Here is a 14,260-nt window from a genome sequence, read left to right as displayed (position 1 = left end):
ACGGCCGCGGGCGATATTCGTTGGCCGCCCTTCCGCCACAGCCCTCAGACTGTCGCCGTGAGTCGAACCTTCAGCGCGTGGGTGACATCGGGTGCGGACTTCCTCGGTGTCACCGGTCCGTTCCCCGTCGACGTTCCGTGGTGGGCCGAGGTCGAGCCCGTGGTGGCGCGGTTGGAGCACGCACTCGGGGTGCCCGTGTTCGTGCTGCGTCTGCTGGAGGCGGACGGGGGTGAGAGCGGGCGCGACGGGCATGTGACGTACCACGTGGAGGCATTGGAGCGGCCCCGGGACGGCGCCCTCGAACAACATCCCGTGGACCAGGGGCTGTTGCGCACGGACGACGCTCTGCGATCACCGTGGGCGCGGGCCGACGGGTTGCGGGAACTGCTGGACTGGGCCTCGCGGACGCTGGCCGCACTGGGACGGCCGGTGACGGGACCGGTCGAGCAGCGGCGGACGTGGAACCTGGCGGGACTCTTCCGGCTGCCCACCGGGCAGGGGCCCGTCTGGCTCAAGGCGACCCCGGGCTTCGCCTCCGACGAGGCCGCGGTCATCGCCGCGTACGGCCGGGTGGACACGGGACTCGTGCCGACGGTGCTCGCCGCCGGCGAGCGCCGTGTGCTGATGGAGCACATCCCCGGCGAGGACTGCTGGGCGGCCGACACCGCCACGGTCGAATCCGGGGTACGCCGGTTCGTCGCCGCCCAGGCCGCGCTGACCGGCCGACGACCGCCGGGACTCCGGGACCGGCGGGACCGGGTCCTCGGCGGGCTGGTGCGCGAACTGCTCGACGGGCGAGTCGCGTTGGACATCACCGACGAGGAGCGGTCCGGCGCACGGGAGTTGACGTTCCGCTGGGATCGACTCGCCGAGTGCGGGCTCCCCGACACGCTCGTCCACGCCGACTTCCATCCGGGCAACTGGCGCAGCGACGGCCGGCCACCCGTCGTCGTGGACTTCGCCGACTCCCACTGGGGCAACCCCGTACTGGACTGTCTGCGCCTGTACGACTTCCTCCCCGAGGCGGTACGCCCCACGGCCGTCCGTGCCTGGGCCGACGCCTGGAAGGCGCACGCCCCGACGAGCGATCCCGCCCGCGCACTCGCCCTGGCCGAACCGCTGGCGCACCTCACGTACGCCGTGCGCTACCAGGAGTTCCTCGACGGCATCGAGGCGTCCGAGCGGCCGTATCACGAGGGCGACCCGGCGTCGGCGATCCGAAGGGCTCTGCGGTGCGCCGCGCACCCGGGTCTCGCCTCCGTGGAAGTGGCGGGCTAGACGGATCGGGCCCAGATACTCCTCACCGGCGGGCGGGCCGGGGTCCCGGCGGCAGGTCGACGGAGGTGCGGGCCGGCACGGGATGGGTGACGGGCTCGTGCAGAACGTGAACTCGGGGCGGACTGCACTCGCGTTCGAAGGGCACTCGCACGGTTGCGGGGACCCGACGAACAGGGGCGAAGATCAGATGGAGATCGACGGCATCATCAGTGCCATCATCATCGGCATTGTCATCGGCGTGATCGGTCGGCTCGTCGTGCCGGGCCGGCAGCGCATCGGCATCCTGCTGACGATCCTCGTCGGCATCATCGCCGCACTGATCGGCACAGCGATCGCCTCGGGGGTCGGTGTGGCCGACACCGACGGCCTCGACTGGGCCGAGTGGCTCATCCAGATCGCACTGGCGGCACTGGGTATCGCGGCACTGGACCGCACGAAGGCACGGCGCTGAGGGTTCACGGGGTGACGGTCGGCGGTCATGCGCGCGAAATAACGGCGAAGGGTTTCGAGCCGGTGTGAAAGCCGGTGGTCGCGCCCGCCCGGCCTGACGACAGCCGTCGGGCGCGCCCGGAATTCCGTTGCGGGTCGTCGCACCCGGCGGCTAGCGTCGCCGGGCCTCGCCATTTGCCCGCCGACCAGCCCCGGAGCCCCCTTGCCCTCGCGCGTCACCCCGCTCATCGACCCCGCCGCCACCCCGTCGAGCCACCGTCTGGCCTGGCTGGCGTCCGGGGCTGACGGCATCCCCCTCGGTTCCGCCTTCCTGCGGCTGTTCACCAAGGAGGGGCAGACGCATCTGGCCGAGCTGGACATCGCCGTGCACCCGGCCGAGCGGCGGCAGGGCGTCGGGACCGCACTGCTCGACGCGGCGGTCGGCTCGGCACGCGCCGAGCGGCGCCGCGCGGTCGTCGCGCAGGCCGAAGACGGCTCCCCCGGCGGCGTGTTCCTCGCGGCACGCGGCTTCCGCGGGGTGCTGACGTTGACGTACGCCCGGCTCGAACTCGCCGGAATCGACCCGGACCACTTCACCCGGATCCTCGAACAGCCCCGTCCCGGCTACCACTTGACCGATTGGACGGGCGTCGTACCGGCCGGACTCGCGCGGAACCACGCCGCGTCGCGCCGGGCGATGGACGACATGCCGATGGGCGACACCGACTACGGGACCGTGATCTGGGACGTCGAGCGGGTCGTGGCCGCCGCCGAGGCGATCGCGCAGCGCGGCGACTCGCTCTACACGGTGGCAGCCGTGCACACGTCGAGCGGCACCCTCGTCGGCTTCTCGGAGCTCGTCCTGCCGGGTGAGAGAGACGGCAAGGGCGACGGGCAGCACTACGGCACGGCGGTACTGCCCGAACACCGGGGTCACGGACTGGGGCTCTGGATGAAGGCGAAGGCCGTCCTCCACGCCCACAGCCTGGCTCCGGACCTGGCCCTGCTCACCGACACCGCCGAGAACAACATCCCGATGCGCCAGGTCAACGACGCGCTCGGTTACCGGCCCACGCACACGGCCGTCGAGTATCAACTCGACCTGTGACACTCCCGGCGCGGCCCACCGCCCGGCCGGTCAGGGGGTCGCCGTGCTCCCCACCGCGTACTCGTACGGCGTGGTCGTCGTGAGCGGCTCGAAGCCCAGGCGGGCCAGGACCGGGCGGCTGCCGGCCAGCGCGTCGACCTGGACGTAGCGGAAGCCGCGTTCGGCTGCGACGCGGGCGCGATGGGCGACGAGGGCCCGGTAGATACCGCGGCCCCGCCAGCCCTCGACGGTGCCGCCGCCCCACAGGCCGGCGAAGCGCGTGTTGGGGAGGAGTTCCATCCGGGCGGCACTCACCGGTTCGTCTCCGGCGAGGGCCACCACGGCCATCACCGTGTCGGGGTCCGCGGTGACGTGGGCCAGGAGCTGGTGGCGCATGCGGGTGCTGTCCCTGCCGAAGGCCTTCTCGTGGACGGCTGCCACGAGCTCCACGCCCTCACGGTCGGTGACCGGCAGGATTCGTACGCCCTCGGGCGGCTCGACATCGAGCGTCAGGTCGGCGACCTCCGCGACCATCAGCGTTTCCTCCGGAGCGGCCGTGAATCCGGCGTCGCGCAGGCGTTGCCCCAGGTCGACCGGGAGATCGTGGCCGTACAGCTTCCACTCGAAGTCGCGCCCGAGGCCGGAGTAGTACCGGATCTGCTCGGTGATCGCCGCGTCGACGCCCGCCTCGTCCAGATCGGACCAGACGACGCCGCTCCAGCCGTTCTCGAAACCGACCTGGCGCACCACCCGGCCCACGCGCTCGATCCGGGCTCCGGGCCCGTCGGGGCGAGCGCCCTCCCTCATGTCCCGGTCGAACAGTGCCAGCACAGCAGCGTGATCCATACCGCTCACTCCATCATCAGTCGTTCGCCCTGGCAACGGAATTCGCCCGCTTCTTCGCATCGGGAGCGAAACCGACCCTGTGCCCGCGCCGCGCACCGGGCCGCCCGGCGGGGCCGTACGGGTGTAGCTCGCGCAAGGGCCCGGGATTCGGACACGCCCGCCCGGCTCTCTCCCGAGGAGCGCGCGGCGGCGACCGCGTACACCTCGGGCTCGCACTGCCCGAGGTGCGCGGCCGCCCAGGCCCGGACGGCCTCGGCCGTATCGTGTACGTCGCCTCCTTCGAGCAACTCGGCCTCTGACTAAGCGAGTTGGAGGGACACGGCACCGGTGCGGACGCTGCCCGCGCGGGACATCGCGCCCGGGGTCACGGTCGAGGGGCCGGTGCCGGAGCTGGTCGGGCAGGTACGGGCCCTGCACCGGCGGTTCCACGCCAAAACCGTCCGGCGCTGTCGCCGACGATGACTGAGACGGGCGTGACGGGGCAGGCGGTCCGGGTTCCGTCGTCGTTGTCCGGAGACCTTTGACCGATGCCCGAAGACGTGGTGCAGCACACCCGCCCCGGCCCCCCGGCCCAGTCCGACCAGGAGAAGCCACGGGCGAAGCGTGCCTCGCGGGACCCCTACTTCGACAACGCGAAGTACCTCACCATCGTCCTGGTGGCCTGCGGGCACGCGTGGGAACCACTGACCTACGGCAGCCGGACCGCGACGGCCGCGTATCTGACCGTCTACGCGTTCCACATGCCGGCCTTCGCCCTGATCTCCGGGTACTTCTCGCGGAGCTTCGACATGGCGCCCGGCCGGCTGAAGCGGCTGATGACGGGGGTGGTCCTGCCGTACGTCGTGTTCGAGACGGCGTACACGCTGTTCTACCGGTGGGCACAGGACGACCCGGGCTATCCGCTGAGCCTGCTGGATCCCTGGTACGTGATGTGGTTCCTGGTCGCGCTCTTCGTCTGGCGGCTGACCACGCCCCTGTGGCTGATGCTGCGCCACCCGCTGCCCGTCGCGCTGGGTCTGGCGATGCTGGCGGCGGTCTCACCGGATCTCGGCGGCGACGTCTCCATCCAGCGCGTGCTGGGCTTCCTGCCGTTCTTCGTGCTGGGCCTGACCCTGCGGCCCGAGCACTTCGAGCGGCTGCGCACCCGCCGGGTACGGCTGTTCCTGCTCCCGGTCGGCCTGGGGGCGTTCCTGGCGGCGTACCGGGTGGCGCCGTGGTTCGACGCGGGCTGGTTCTACCACCGGGGAAGCGTCACCGGCCAGGGCGTGTCCCGCTGGGTGGGGCTGCTGACCACGCCCGCCCTGTTCTGTCTGGCGGTGCTGCTGACGGCCTGCTTCCTGGCCTGGGTGCCGCGCCGGCAGCTGTGGTTCACGGCGCTGGGCGCGGGCACGATGTACGGCTATCTGCTGCACGGCTTCGTGATCAAGTGGGCGCGCTTCCGGGACTGGTACGCCGTGGAGTGGCTGCACACCCCGCTCGGGCAGCTCACGGTCACGGCCATGGCGGTCGGCGGTATCACTCTGCTGTGCACCGCGCCCGTACGGGGCGCACTCCGCTGTGTCGTCGAACCACGCATGGAGTGGGCGTTCAAGAAGGGCGACGCCGCCTCGCCGGCCAGGACGAAGGACGCCACGCCCCCGGACAGGACGGCGGACCCCTCTCCCGCGGCCGGGACGGGCGACGCCGCCCCGTCCCCTAGCCGAGCTCCAGAGTCGTGACCCCGAAGACGCGCTCCGCCGCGTGCGGCCGGATCGGGCCGGTGTACATGCGGGCGGTCTCGAAGGACGGCGTCAGCCCGTACTCCTCGGCCAGCGCCACGGCGGCCGCGTTCGGCTCCGGAACGTCGATGGCCAGCTCGCGGCCCGCGGCCTCGGCGGCCAGTCCGGCGAGGAGCGCGCGGGCGTCGGCGGCGGTGTCGGCGAACAGGGGACCGATCCGCAGGGCGTCCCGGCCGGGGCGGATGACGCCGTAGCCGGTGAGCCGCCCGTCGACGACTCGCGCGAGGGCCCGGTGTCCGTCGGCGGTCAGCCAGTGCTCCAGGAAGCGGGGGCGGTCGGCCGGGTGGCAGGTGTTGTCGTACGCCGCGAGGGACGCGGGGTCCCCGACGCGCCGGACACCGTCGGGCACGGTCGCCTCGGGCACCACACCGGAGTACCGGAAGGTGCGGTGGGCGGGCTCGAAACCGGACTGGCGGTAGTTGTCCTGCTGCGCGACCACACCGTCGAGGCCGACCGTGCGGTCGCCGGCGTGGGCGAGTGCGGTCTTCCAGGTGGTGAGGCCGTGGCCCTGGCCGCGCAGGTCCGGGCGGACCAGGTAGAAGCCGAGGAAGGCGTAGTCGTCGCCGTAGTTGACGACGGAGACGGACGAGACCGGTTCCCCGTCGAGCCGGCCGATGAAGAAGCCCTCGGGGTCCTGCTCGAAGAAGCACACCGGGTCCGAGAGTCCCGGGTTCCAGCCCTCCTCCCCCGCCCATCGGGCGACCACCGCCCAGTCGTCGAGCGTGGCCCGGGTGACAACGAGGTCCTGATGCCCCTCAGAGGCCATCTGCGCGCTCCTTCGCTGCGGTGGCGGGTGCCCGGCCGCCGTGCGGTCTCGGGCGCGGTGGTCGGCCGTGTCCCCGCAGCATCCTCCCCGAAGCCCGACCACACCCGCTACGCCGGAAACAGCCGGTATCGCCGGGCGACGGGCCTGTCGGACCGCCCGGTTCACGCGTACGAGCGACCCGGCCACGGCCGTCGTGCGACGTCGGCGCGGCGCAGATTAGGGCACATTCGGCCGGTCCGCACGCTGGCGGGCGTGGCCGCCAGGGGCCGCCTATGGTGATCCGGGGGTTGTCCCCCGGCCGCCCTGGCCGGGCGTCCCTGGAGGCACGCATGCGGTCCACGCACAGACGGCGCCCTCTCGCCGGAGCCGCGGTCGCGGTGCTGGCCCTGCTGGCGGCCGGGCTGCCGGCCACGGTGGCGGGCGGGCTGCCGGCCACGGTGGCCGGCGCCGACAAGCAGCAGGACGCCGACCGGCCCGACCTGACCCGCTTCTACCGGCAGAAGATCAAGTGGTCGAAGTGCGAGGGCCCGGAGATACCCAAGGACCTGCGGTGCGGCAAGGTCACCGTGCCGCTCGACTACACCCGGCCGAAGGCCGGCACCCTCGACCTGGCGGTGGCCCGCTACCGGGGCTCCGGGGACCCGCGCGGCTCGCTGCTGCTGAACTTCGGCGGCCCCGGCAGTCCGGGAGTCCCCGAACTCGCCTACAGCGGCGAGGACTTCATGGATCTCACCAACGGCTACGACCTCGTCTCCTTCGATCCGCGCGGCGTGGGCCGCTCCTCCCCGGTCAGCTGCGGCGACGGTACCGACGAGGCCCTGGAGGCGACCGACGACGGGGACGACGCGAACAACCCGCAGGCCGCGCTCAAGCAGCTGCGGCGGGCCGCCACCGCGTGCGGGAAGAACTCCGGTCCCGTGCTCCCGTACGTAGGCACCCTCAACGCCTCCCGCGACCTGGACGTGATGCGCGCCGCCCTCGGTGACAAGAGGCTCAACTACCTCGGCTTCTCCTACGGGAGCCGGCTGGGCGCGGTCTACGCGGCGCAGTTCCCCGGGAAGGTCGGCCGGATGGTCCTCGACGGGGTGGACACCCTCACCGAACCACTGACCGAGCAGGGTCTGGTGGGTGCCGCGGGCCAGCAGATTGCGCTGGAGGACTACCTCGACGCGTGCACCGAGGAGCTGACCTGTCCGTTCGGGCAGGACTCCCGCTCGGCCCGTGAGCAGGTCGTCGCGCTGGTCGACTCGCTGGACGAGTACCCCGTGCCCTCGGACTTCGGGCAGGACTTCACGGGCCAGGACCTGGTGGGTGCCATCAGTCACGCCCTCTACAGCGAACAGATGTGGCCCCTGCTCACACAGGCGCTCAACATGCTCGTCCACGACGGCGACACCCGGGGCGTCATGGCACTCACGGGCGGCGGCTTCGCCCCGCCGACCGTCCCGTACCGCTCCCGTCCGACCGTCCCGTACGGCTCCCCTCTGCTCGCTCCGCACCGCTCACCTCTGCTCGTTCCGCACCGCTCCCCGGCGCCGGCCCGCCCGCACGAGCCTTCCGCGCCCAGCACGCCCAGCGCGTCCGGCACGCCGACTCCGCACACCGGACTCGTCGACGCCGAGGAGGTCCCGCTGGACAACCTTCCCGCCGCGCTCATGGCGATCAACTGCGCCGACGACCCCGACCGGCCCACCGCCAGGAAGATCACCGACAACCTGGAGGACCTGCGCGCGGCCTACGAGGACGCCTCCCCCGTGTTCGGGCCGTACCGGCTCACCCAGGTGCTGATGTGCTACGGCCGCCCCGCGGGCACCGACTACATCCGCGAGGAGGTACGGGACGTCGACACCCCGAAGATGCTGCTCGTGGGCACCCGGGGCGACCCGGCCACCCCCTACCGCTGGACCGTGGAGACGGCGAAGCGGCTCGGCTCCTCGGCGGTCGTCCTCGACAACAAGGGCAAGGGGCACACCGGGTACGGGTCGTCGAAGTGCGTGAAGGAGAAGGTCGACGACTTCCTGCTGTTCGGGACGCTGCCGGACCACGGAAGTTCTTGCGGAGCCGACGATTGAGCATCGGGCCTGTAACACGGACGGATTCGGTACAACCCCGCGCACACCCCGCGCGTCACACTGGGCAGACGTCACCTTTGTGCGTGCCGTACCCGTACGTGACCAAAACTGGGGGATTCCACCGATGCGTATTCGTTCCTTCCTCACCGTCTCGACCGCGGCGGCCGCCGGCGCCGCGCTGCTCCTCGCCGCCGCACCGCAGGGTCTGGCCGCCCAGCCCGCCGCCCAGCCCGCCGCGAAGACCCCGGTCTGCAAGGCGAAGGTCCTCAAGCTGGGGGCCAAGCAGTCGAAGGACGCGCGGGTCGTGCACATCAGCGTCAAGAACACCGGCGCCCGCACCTGCACGATCGACCGCCTTCCCGTCGTGACCTTCGGCGACCTCGACGGGGCGGCCCTGCCGGTGCCCTCCGGCGAGAGCGGCCCGTACAAGGTCGGCCCGGGCAAGACGGTCTACGCGGCGGTCCGCACGATCGCCGACCTCAAGGACCCCGAGGCGCGTCGCGTCGGCACGATCACCGTGTCGGCCAACCCGAACCTCAACGGCCGTACGTTCACCGCGAAGCAGCTCGGATCGAGCACGAAGATCAAGGTCTGGGAGCCGGTGACCACCTGGTGGAAGCCGTCCAAGGCCGCCGCCGACAAGGCGCTGAAGAAGGAAGTCGGCTGACCCCCGCGTCGGCCGCACGACACCGAGGAGCCCGTCGGAGCGCATCTTCACCGGTGCGCGCCGGCGGGCTCCTCCGCCGTCCTCCGCCGACCGCCGGAGCCGCCCGCAGCGATGGCCGGACCACCCCAAATGCCCGACACGCGAATCAGCCCTATCGTGAAGTCATGGAGCATGCCCTCAGTCCCGCGACCCTCACCGAACTGCGCCGCCCGCGGCCCTACCCCGCGGTGTCGGTGCTGACGCCGACCCACCGCCGGGAACCCGAGAAGGCCCAGGATCCGGTCCGGCTGCGCAATGTGGTGGCCGAGGCGAAGAAGCGACTGGAGCGCGACCCCGCCGTCACGCGGGAGCGGCGCAACGACGTCGTCCGCCAGCTGGACCAGGCGCTGGCCGAGGTGGATCTGACCCACGCCGAGGACGGCCTGGTGATCTTCGCGGCGCCCGGTGAGCACCAGGTCTGGTCGCTGGCCCGGCCGGTGCCGGAGCGCGTGGTGCTCTCGGACACCTTCCTCACCCGGAACCTGGTGGCCGCACAGGCCGCCGAGCGGCCGTTCTGGGTACTCGCGGTCTCCCCCGACAGGGTCACACTGTGGAACGGCGGCGGCGACCGCGTCACCGAGGCGCACACCGGCGGTTTCCCGCTCACCAGGGAGCGCGACAACTTCGACGCCGAGCGCCAGGAGCGGACCGGCGACCTGCCGTCCGCCTTCCGCGACGAGGACACCCGCCACTTCCTGCGCGACGCCGACACGGCCCTGGCCAGAGTGGTGCGCGCCCAGCACCGGCCCCTGTACGTCACCGGCGAGACGGCGGCGCTGTCTCTGCTCGACGAGATCGGCACGGTCACCAAGGACGCCACCCACATCCCGCACGGCGGTCTCGCGCACGGCACCCCGGACGCCGTGTGGCAGGCGGTACGGCCGCTGGTCGCCGCCGAGGACCGCAGGAACGTCGACGCCGTGGCCCGTCAGCTCGAAACGGCCCGTGGCCACAAGGCGTTCGCGGCCAGCGTCGACGAGGTCTGGCAGAACGCGCGGCAGGGCCGCATCCAGCTCCTGGCCGTCGAGGAGAACTACCGGACGACCGTCCGCTCCGACGGTGAGGCCGGGGGCGCCGGTGGTGGCCACCTCGTACCGGCCGAGAGCGGCGACCTCGACGTCCGCGAGGACATCGTGGACGAGATCGTCGAGCGGTGCCTGGACACCGGCGCCGAGGTCCGCTTCGTCCCCGACGGCACACTCGGCGACGCCCGGGGCATCGCGGGCGTCCTGCGCTACTGAGCGAGCCCGGTCCACACACACGGCGGCACCGGCCCGCCGAGTGTCAGACACCGCCGAGGAGCGACGTGAGACCCCGGTCGAGCGCCGGGCCCAGCTCCTCTCTTCCGGCGGCGACGACGGCGTAGCTGCGCAGCAGGAAGCGCTGGAGTGCCGCCTTCTCGAACCGGAGCAGGGCCGTGCCGTACGGGGAGTGCAGCTCCACCACGGTGCGGAGGCGGCCGCAGGGCCAGATCTGCACGTCGCCGGAGCCGGCGGGGGCCCGCACCCCTTTCTCCAGCAGGTCACGGGAGAAGGTCCAGGTCACCATGGAACCGTTCAGCGAGATGTCGGCCGGGAAGTCGAGGTGCACGGCCAGCGGATCGTCGGAGAAGTAGCGCAGGCTCGCGGGCACCGGGACCTCCCGGTCCTCGGCGGTGACGAGGAGAGCGCGGGCGGGCTGTTCCAGCGTGACGGTCATGAACGGTCTCCGTTTCGGGTGAAGCTCTTCCTGCGATGCGGGCCGGCCGGTGCGCCGACGTGCCTTCTCGACCTCGCGGAGGGCTTTCGCATGACGCGGCTTCCTGGATTCACCTCTGTGACCCATCTCACCCTCAATCCGGCTCCGGACGCGTCCAGTGATGCGGGTGCGGTCGGATTCACACAGGCCGTTCCATGTAATCGAGAGAGCTCGCACATATGCCCCTCGAACACGGGAATGAAAGACAGGTGAAGGCGGTCGACGATCCGTCAAGTCACGTACGATTCCTACGACTTGGGCCCCCGGGGCAGATACCGACCCGCAGTGGACGACGCCGACCGCAAGGACGGTGGCATATGCCAGACGCACCACCGTATCGTGTCTTGCCAAATCCCTTACAGCGCCTCGCGGGCTGTGCAACAGTCGTAATCGGCCCTTACGTCAGCGTTGGTCGTACCGTCCCCCATCGGAGTACGTGATGCCGTCCCATCTCTCTGCGGATCGTCCAGCCGCCCAGCCGCCCCGACGCGGCACGGTCGACGCGCTCATCTCGCAGACCCGGCGGCTGCGGGGCGACGTGGATGCCGTACGGCGTGACGCGCCCGCCGACGGAGCGGACCCCGAGGTCCGCTGGCAGCGCGCTCTCTGCGATCTGGCGCTGCATCAACTCAGCGACCTCGACGACCACTTGGCCCAGCTGCGGGACGGCCCGGCCCAGCCGCCCGCCCCCGTGGCCACGCCCTCTCCCCCGGTCGCACCGCCTCCCGCGCCCCGGCGCGCCTCACTGCTCAGCCGGGTCGGCAGCGCCGAGTGGAACCTGCTGACGGACGAGGCCAGCTGGTCCGGGGAGCTGTATCAGATCCTCGGCCGCGACCCCGCCGCCCCGCCGCTCACCCTCGACGAACTGCCGTCGCTGGTGCTCGACGAGGACCGGCCGAAGCTGACGGCGATGGTCACGGACTGTCTGATCGACGCGAAACGCATCGACGGCGAGTTCCGCATCCTGCTCCCCGACGGCGGGGTGCGCACCGTGCACATGATGGGCGAGCCCGTGCTCGACGACGACGGCGGCACGGCCTCGATGTGGGCCGTCCTGCGGGACGTCAGCGAACTGCGGCGCAGCCAGCGGGTGGAGAGCGAGAGCCGTGACTCGCTGCATCGCCAGCGGCACATCGCGCAGACCGAACACCGGATCGCGGTCGAGCTGCAGGAGGCCGTGCTGCCGCCGTGGCGCGCCTCCCTGCGGCTCCCGCACCAGGGCCCCGAGAGGCTGGACCTGGCGGCTCACTATCTGCCCTGCTCGACCAGCGCGCTGATCGGCGGTGACTGGTACGACGCCCTCGAACTGCCGGGCGGTGAGAGCCTGTTGAGCGTGGGCGACCTCACCGGGCACGGTGTCACGGTCACCTCGGGCATGGCGATGCTGATCGGCGCGCTGCGCGGTATGGCGATGACGGGCACAGAGCCGGGCCGGCTGATGGCCTGCCTCAACCAGTTACTGGATGCCACCGTGCAACCGGCCCTCGGCAGCGCCGTCTGCTGCCGCTACCGCCCGGCGACCCGCACTCTCGTGTGGGCTCAGGCGGGGCACCCCGCCCCGCTGCTGTTCCGCGACGGGACGGGGCGCGTGCTGACATCGCCGGACGGCGTCCTGCTCGGCGCGACCTCGGGTGCCGTCTACGGGCAGGCCGAAGTGACGCTCGAACAGGGCGACCTACTGCTCCTGCACACCGATGGACTGGTCCCCCGGCGGGGAGGAGAGGCAGCCGTGCAGCGGCTGCTGGACCTGGCCCCACGGTTCGGCGAGGCGCGTACGGCCCAGGATTGTGTACGGACAGTGGTGGAGGAGTTCGGCGAGAGCGAGCGGGCGGACGACGCCTGCGTGCTCGTCGCCCGGGTCAGCTCCTGAGGATCCGCCAGGGTCAGCTCATGACGGTCCGGGGGCCGGTCCCGGCGGTCACGTCGACGCGATGTCGCCCCTGTTCTTCGGCTGGGGCTTGGGCAGGGCGAGTTTGAGCTCCTCCCGCAGTTCCTGGATCTTCGGATAGCTGGAGTACTGGCCGGTGAGCCGGTACATCTCACGCAGCCGGTCCCAGGTGCGATGGGAGGAGTTGGAGCCCATCGACATCAGGGCGAGGCGGGCGTACCGGTCCGCCTGTTCGGGGTCGTCGGCGATGAAGCAGGCCGAGGCCATGGACAGGAAGTCGAAGATCTTCGACCGCTGGCGGCCGTCGACGCGCAGTTCCAGGGCCTTCTCCGCGTAGTGCTGGGCCTGTTTGGCCGCGGACGGGTCGTGCTCCGCGAGGGTGCGGTAGGCCAGTGCCTGCATGCCGTAGAGGTCCTCCTCCTTGAACATCTGCATCCAGCTGGGCGGCGGCACGTCCCCCCGGTCGGAGACGAACAGGTCCTCGGCCCGGCCCAGGGTGCGGCGCATGGCCTGGCCCTTGCCCAAGGAGGCCTGCGCCCAGGCCTCGACGGTGTGGAGCATGGCCTTGGTGCGCGGCAGCACCTGCTCGCCGGAGCCGGACTGGGCGAGCTTCATGAGGTCGAGCGCCTCGTCGGGCTTGCCGAGGTGCACCAGTTGTCGGGCCGCCCGGGAGAGGGCCTCGCCGGCGCGGGGCCGGTCACCGCCCTCCCTGGCGGCGTGGGCGGCGATGATGAAGTACTTCTGGGCGGTGGGTTCGAGGCCGATGTCGTGCGACATCCAGCCCGCGAGGACGGCGAGGTTGGCGGCGACGCCCCACAGGCGCCGCTGGAGATGTTCGGGGTGGCGGTAGGAGAGCATGCCTCCCACCTCGTTGAGCTGTCCCACGACAGCCTTGCGTTGCAGCCCGCCGCCGCGGGCCGCGTCCCAGGCCCGGAACACCTCGACCGAGCGCTCCAGTTCCTCGATCTCCTGCGACCCGATGGGGGCGGCCTCGTAACGGTCGAACCCGGCGGGGTCGGCGTGCAGGGGGTCGTCGAGGTGGGGCGCGTCGGCCGCGAGGGCCGGGTCGGTGTGCAGCCAGTCGTGCATGGCGCTGCTGAGTGCGGATCCCGCGGTGAGAGCGACGCCCGCACCCACCAAGCCGCGTCGGTTGAGCATGAGGTCCATTCCCGTGAATTCGGTGAGGACCGCAGCAGTCCGTTCGGGCGCCCACGGCACACCGTCGGGATGTTCCACACTCCCGCCGTCCGGCCGTTTTCCCGTACGCCCGTGCCGGACCAGACCGAGGTCCTCGATGGTCACGACACGGCCGAGACGCTCGGTGAACAGGGCCGCCAGCACCCGCGGCACGGGATCGCGCGGGATCTCTCCCATGTCGATCCAGCGCCGCACCCGTGAGGTGTCGGTCGCCAGCTGGGGGTGGCCCATGGCCGCCGCCTGCCGGTTGACCAGCCTCGCGAGCTCTCCCTTGGACCAGCCGGCCAGGCCGAACAGGTCTGCGAGTCGGGTGTTGGGTTGTCCGCTCACGTCAAGCCCCCAGGTTCTCGGCTGAGTTGAATGTAGCCCGCTGTCAGTTGCACGGGGACTATTCGCCAGGCTTCGCCAGGGTGCGCTACATGGTGTGCCACGGCCCATCCGGTGTCAGGTAGGAAAGCGCCACCCCGACCCGGTCG

General features: G+C 71.7%; 12 protein-coding genes and 1 pseudogene. 9 read left to right on the top strand and 4 right to left on the bottom strand.

The window, feature by feature from the left end:
* Nucleotides 1–57: 57 nt before the first annotated feature.
* The 3 genes from OG622_RS47150 (at nt 58) to OG622_RS47140 (ending at nt 2,815) form a co-directional block, all read left to right on the top strand.
* Complete coding sequence (locus tag OG622_RS47150) at nt 58–1,278, top strand: aminoglycoside phosphotransferase family protein (protein ID WP_371583335.1); 1,221 nt, start codon at nt 58–60, stop codon at nt 1,276–1,278.
* Between the two features lie 187 nt (nt 1,279–1,465).
* The gene (locus tag OG622_RS47145) at nt 1,466–1,729 is read left to right on the top strand and encodes a GlsB/YeaQ/YmgE family stress response membrane protein (protein WP_371583334.1); all 264 of its coding nucleotides are present in this window, start codon (nt 1,466–1,468) and stop codon (nt 1,727–1,729) included.
* Between the two features lie 201 nt (nt 1,730–1,930).
* Nucleotides 1,931–2,815: a GNAT family N-acetyltransferase gene (locus OG622_RS47140; protein ID WP_371583332.1), complete on the top strand. Its 885-nt coding sequence runs from the start codon at nt 1,931–1,933 to the stop codon at nt 2,813–2,815.
* 30 nt (nt 2,816–2,845) lie between these two features.
* Here the strand turns inward: OG622_RS47140 and OG622_RS47135 are convergent, their stop codons facing one another.
* The gene (locus OG622_RS47135) at nt 2,846–3,640 is read right to left on the bottom strand and encodes a GNAT family N-acetyltransferase (RefSeq protein ID WP_371583330.1); all 795 of its coding nucleotides are present in this window, start codon (nt 3,638–3,640) and stop codon (nt 2,846–2,848) included.
* 159 nt (nt 3,641–3,799) lie between these two features.
* On the opposite strand from OG622_RS47135, the pseudogene OG622_RS47130 reads away from it, so the two are divergent.
* Nucleotides 3,800–4,102 (top strand): annotated as a pseudogene (locus OG622_RS47130) (nucleoside deaminase); the annotation flags it as partial.
* 65 nt (nt 4,103–4,167) lie between these two features.
* On the top strand, nt 4,168–5,358 hold the full coding sequence (locus OG622_RS47125; protein WP_371583329.1) for an acyltransferase family protein: 1,191 nt from the start codon (nt 4,168–4,170) through the stop codon (nt 5,356–5,358).
* Here the strand turns inward: OG622_RS47125 and OG622_RS47120 are convergent.
* Nucleotides 5,336–6,184, bottom strand: a complete 849-nt coding sequence (locus tag OG622_RS47120) for a GNAT family N-acetyltransferase (protein WP_371583328.1) — start codon at nt 6,182–6,184, stop codon at nt 5,336–5,338. The genes OG622_RS47125 and OG622_RS47120 overlap by 23 nt on opposite strands.
* 329 nt (nt 6,185–6,513) lie before the next feature.
* Here OG622_RS47120 and OG622_RS47115 point away from each other — a divergent pair, with 329 nt between their 5' ends.
* From OG622_RS47115 to OG622_RS47105, 3 genes are all read left to right on the top strand, one after another.
* A complete protein-coding gene (locus OG622_RS47115) occupies nt 6,514–8,256 on the top strand; it encodes an alpha/beta fold hydrolase (RefSeq protein WP_371583326.1) in 1,743 nt (580 codons plus the stop codon).
* A gap of 124 nt (nt 8,257–8,380) precedes the next feature.
* Entirely contained in the window at nt 8,381–8,923 is a 543-nt protein-coding gene (locus tag OG622_RS47110; protein WP_371583325.1) for a DUF4232 domain-containing protein, read from the top strand.
* 164 nt (nt 8,924–9,087) lie between these two features.
* Nucleotides 9,088–10,203 (top strand): chemotaxis protein, encoded by a 1,116-nt coding sequence (locus OG622_RS47105; RefSeq protein ID WP_371583324.1) that lies wholly within the window; start codon nt 9,088–9,090, stop codon nt 10,201–10,203.
* Between the two features lie 43 nt (nt 10,204–10,246).
* Here the strand turns inward: OG622_RS47105 and OG622_RS47100 are convergent, their stop codons facing one another.
* The gene (locus tag OG622_RS47100; protein ID WP_371583322.1) at nt 10,247–10,660 is read right to left on the bottom strand and encodes an SsgA family sporulation/cell division regulator; all 414 of its coding nucleotides are present in this window, start codon (nt 10,658–10,660) and stop codon (nt 10,247–10,249) included.
* Nucleotides 10,661–11,138: 478 nt separating this feature from the next.
* Between OG622_RS47100 and OG622_RS47095 the strand changes: the two genes are divergently transcribed.
* Nucleotides 11,139–12,569, top strand: a complete 1,431-nt coding sequence (locus OG622_RS47095) for a PP2C family protein-serine/threonine phosphatase (RefSeq protein ID WP_371583321.1) — start codon at nt 11,139–11,141, stop codon at nt 12,567–12,569.
* A gap of 48 nt (nt 12,570–12,617) precedes the next feature.
* Here the strand turns inward: OG622_RS47095 and OG622_RS47090 are convergent, their stop codons facing one another.
* Nucleotides 12,618–14,114, bottom strand: a complete 1,497-nt coding sequence (locus tag OG622_RS47090) for a hypothetical protein (RefSeq protein ID WP_371583320.1) — start codon at nt 14,112–14,114, stop codon at nt 12,618–12,620.
* Nucleotides 14,115–14,260 lie beyond the last annotated feature (146 nt).

Source organism: Streptomyces sp. NBC_01314, from assembly GCF_041435215.1.
Classification (GTDB): domain Bacteria; phylum Actinomycetota; class Actinomycetes; order Streptomycetales; family Streptomycetaceae; genus Streptomyces.
Note: the sequence above shows the minus strand (reverse complement) of the source record. Positions and strands in the feature narration are given on the sequence as shown.

What these genes read in the sequence shown, in the direction of transcription:
- OG622_RS47145 (WP_371583334.1), top strand. Translation starts at nt 1,466, where the DNA reads ATGGAGATCGACGGCATCATCAGTGCCATCATCATCGGCATTGTCATC.
- OG622_RS47135 (WP_371583330.1), bottom strand. Translation starts at nt 3,640, where the DNA reads ATGGATCACGCTGCTGTGCTGGCACTGTTCGACCGGGACATGAGGGAG.
- OG622_RS47125 (WP_371583329.1), top strand. Translation starts at nt 4,168, where the DNA reads ATGCCCGAAGACGTGGTGCAGCACACCCGCCCCGGCCCCCCGGCCCAG.
- OG622_RS47120 (WP_371583328.1), bottom strand. Translation starts at nt 6,184, where the DNA reads ATGGCCTCTGAGGGGCATCAGGACCTCGTTGTCACCCGGGCCACGCTC.
- OG622_RS47115 (WP_371583326.1), top strand. Translation starts at nt 6,514, where the DNA reads ATGCGGTCCACGCACAGACGGCGCCCTCTCGCCGGAGCCGCGGTCGCG.
- OG622_RS47110 (WP_371583325.1), top strand. Translation starts at nt 8,381, where the DNA reads ATGCGTATTCGTTCCTTCCTCACCGTCTCGACCGCGGCGGCCGCCGGC.
- OG622_RS47105 (WP_371583324.1), top strand. Translation starts at nt 9,088, where the DNA reads ATGGAGCATGCCCTCAGTCCCGCGACCCTCACCGAACTGCGCCGCCCG.
- OG622_RS47100 (WP_371583322.1), bottom strand. Translation starts at nt 10,660, where the DNA reads ATGACCGTCACGCTGGAACAGCCCGCCCGCGCTCTCCTCGTCACCGCC.
- OG622_RS47095 (WP_371583321.1), top strand. Translation starts at nt 11,139, where the DNA reads ATGCCGTCCCATCTCTCTGCGGATCGTCCAGCCGCCCAGCCGCCCCGA.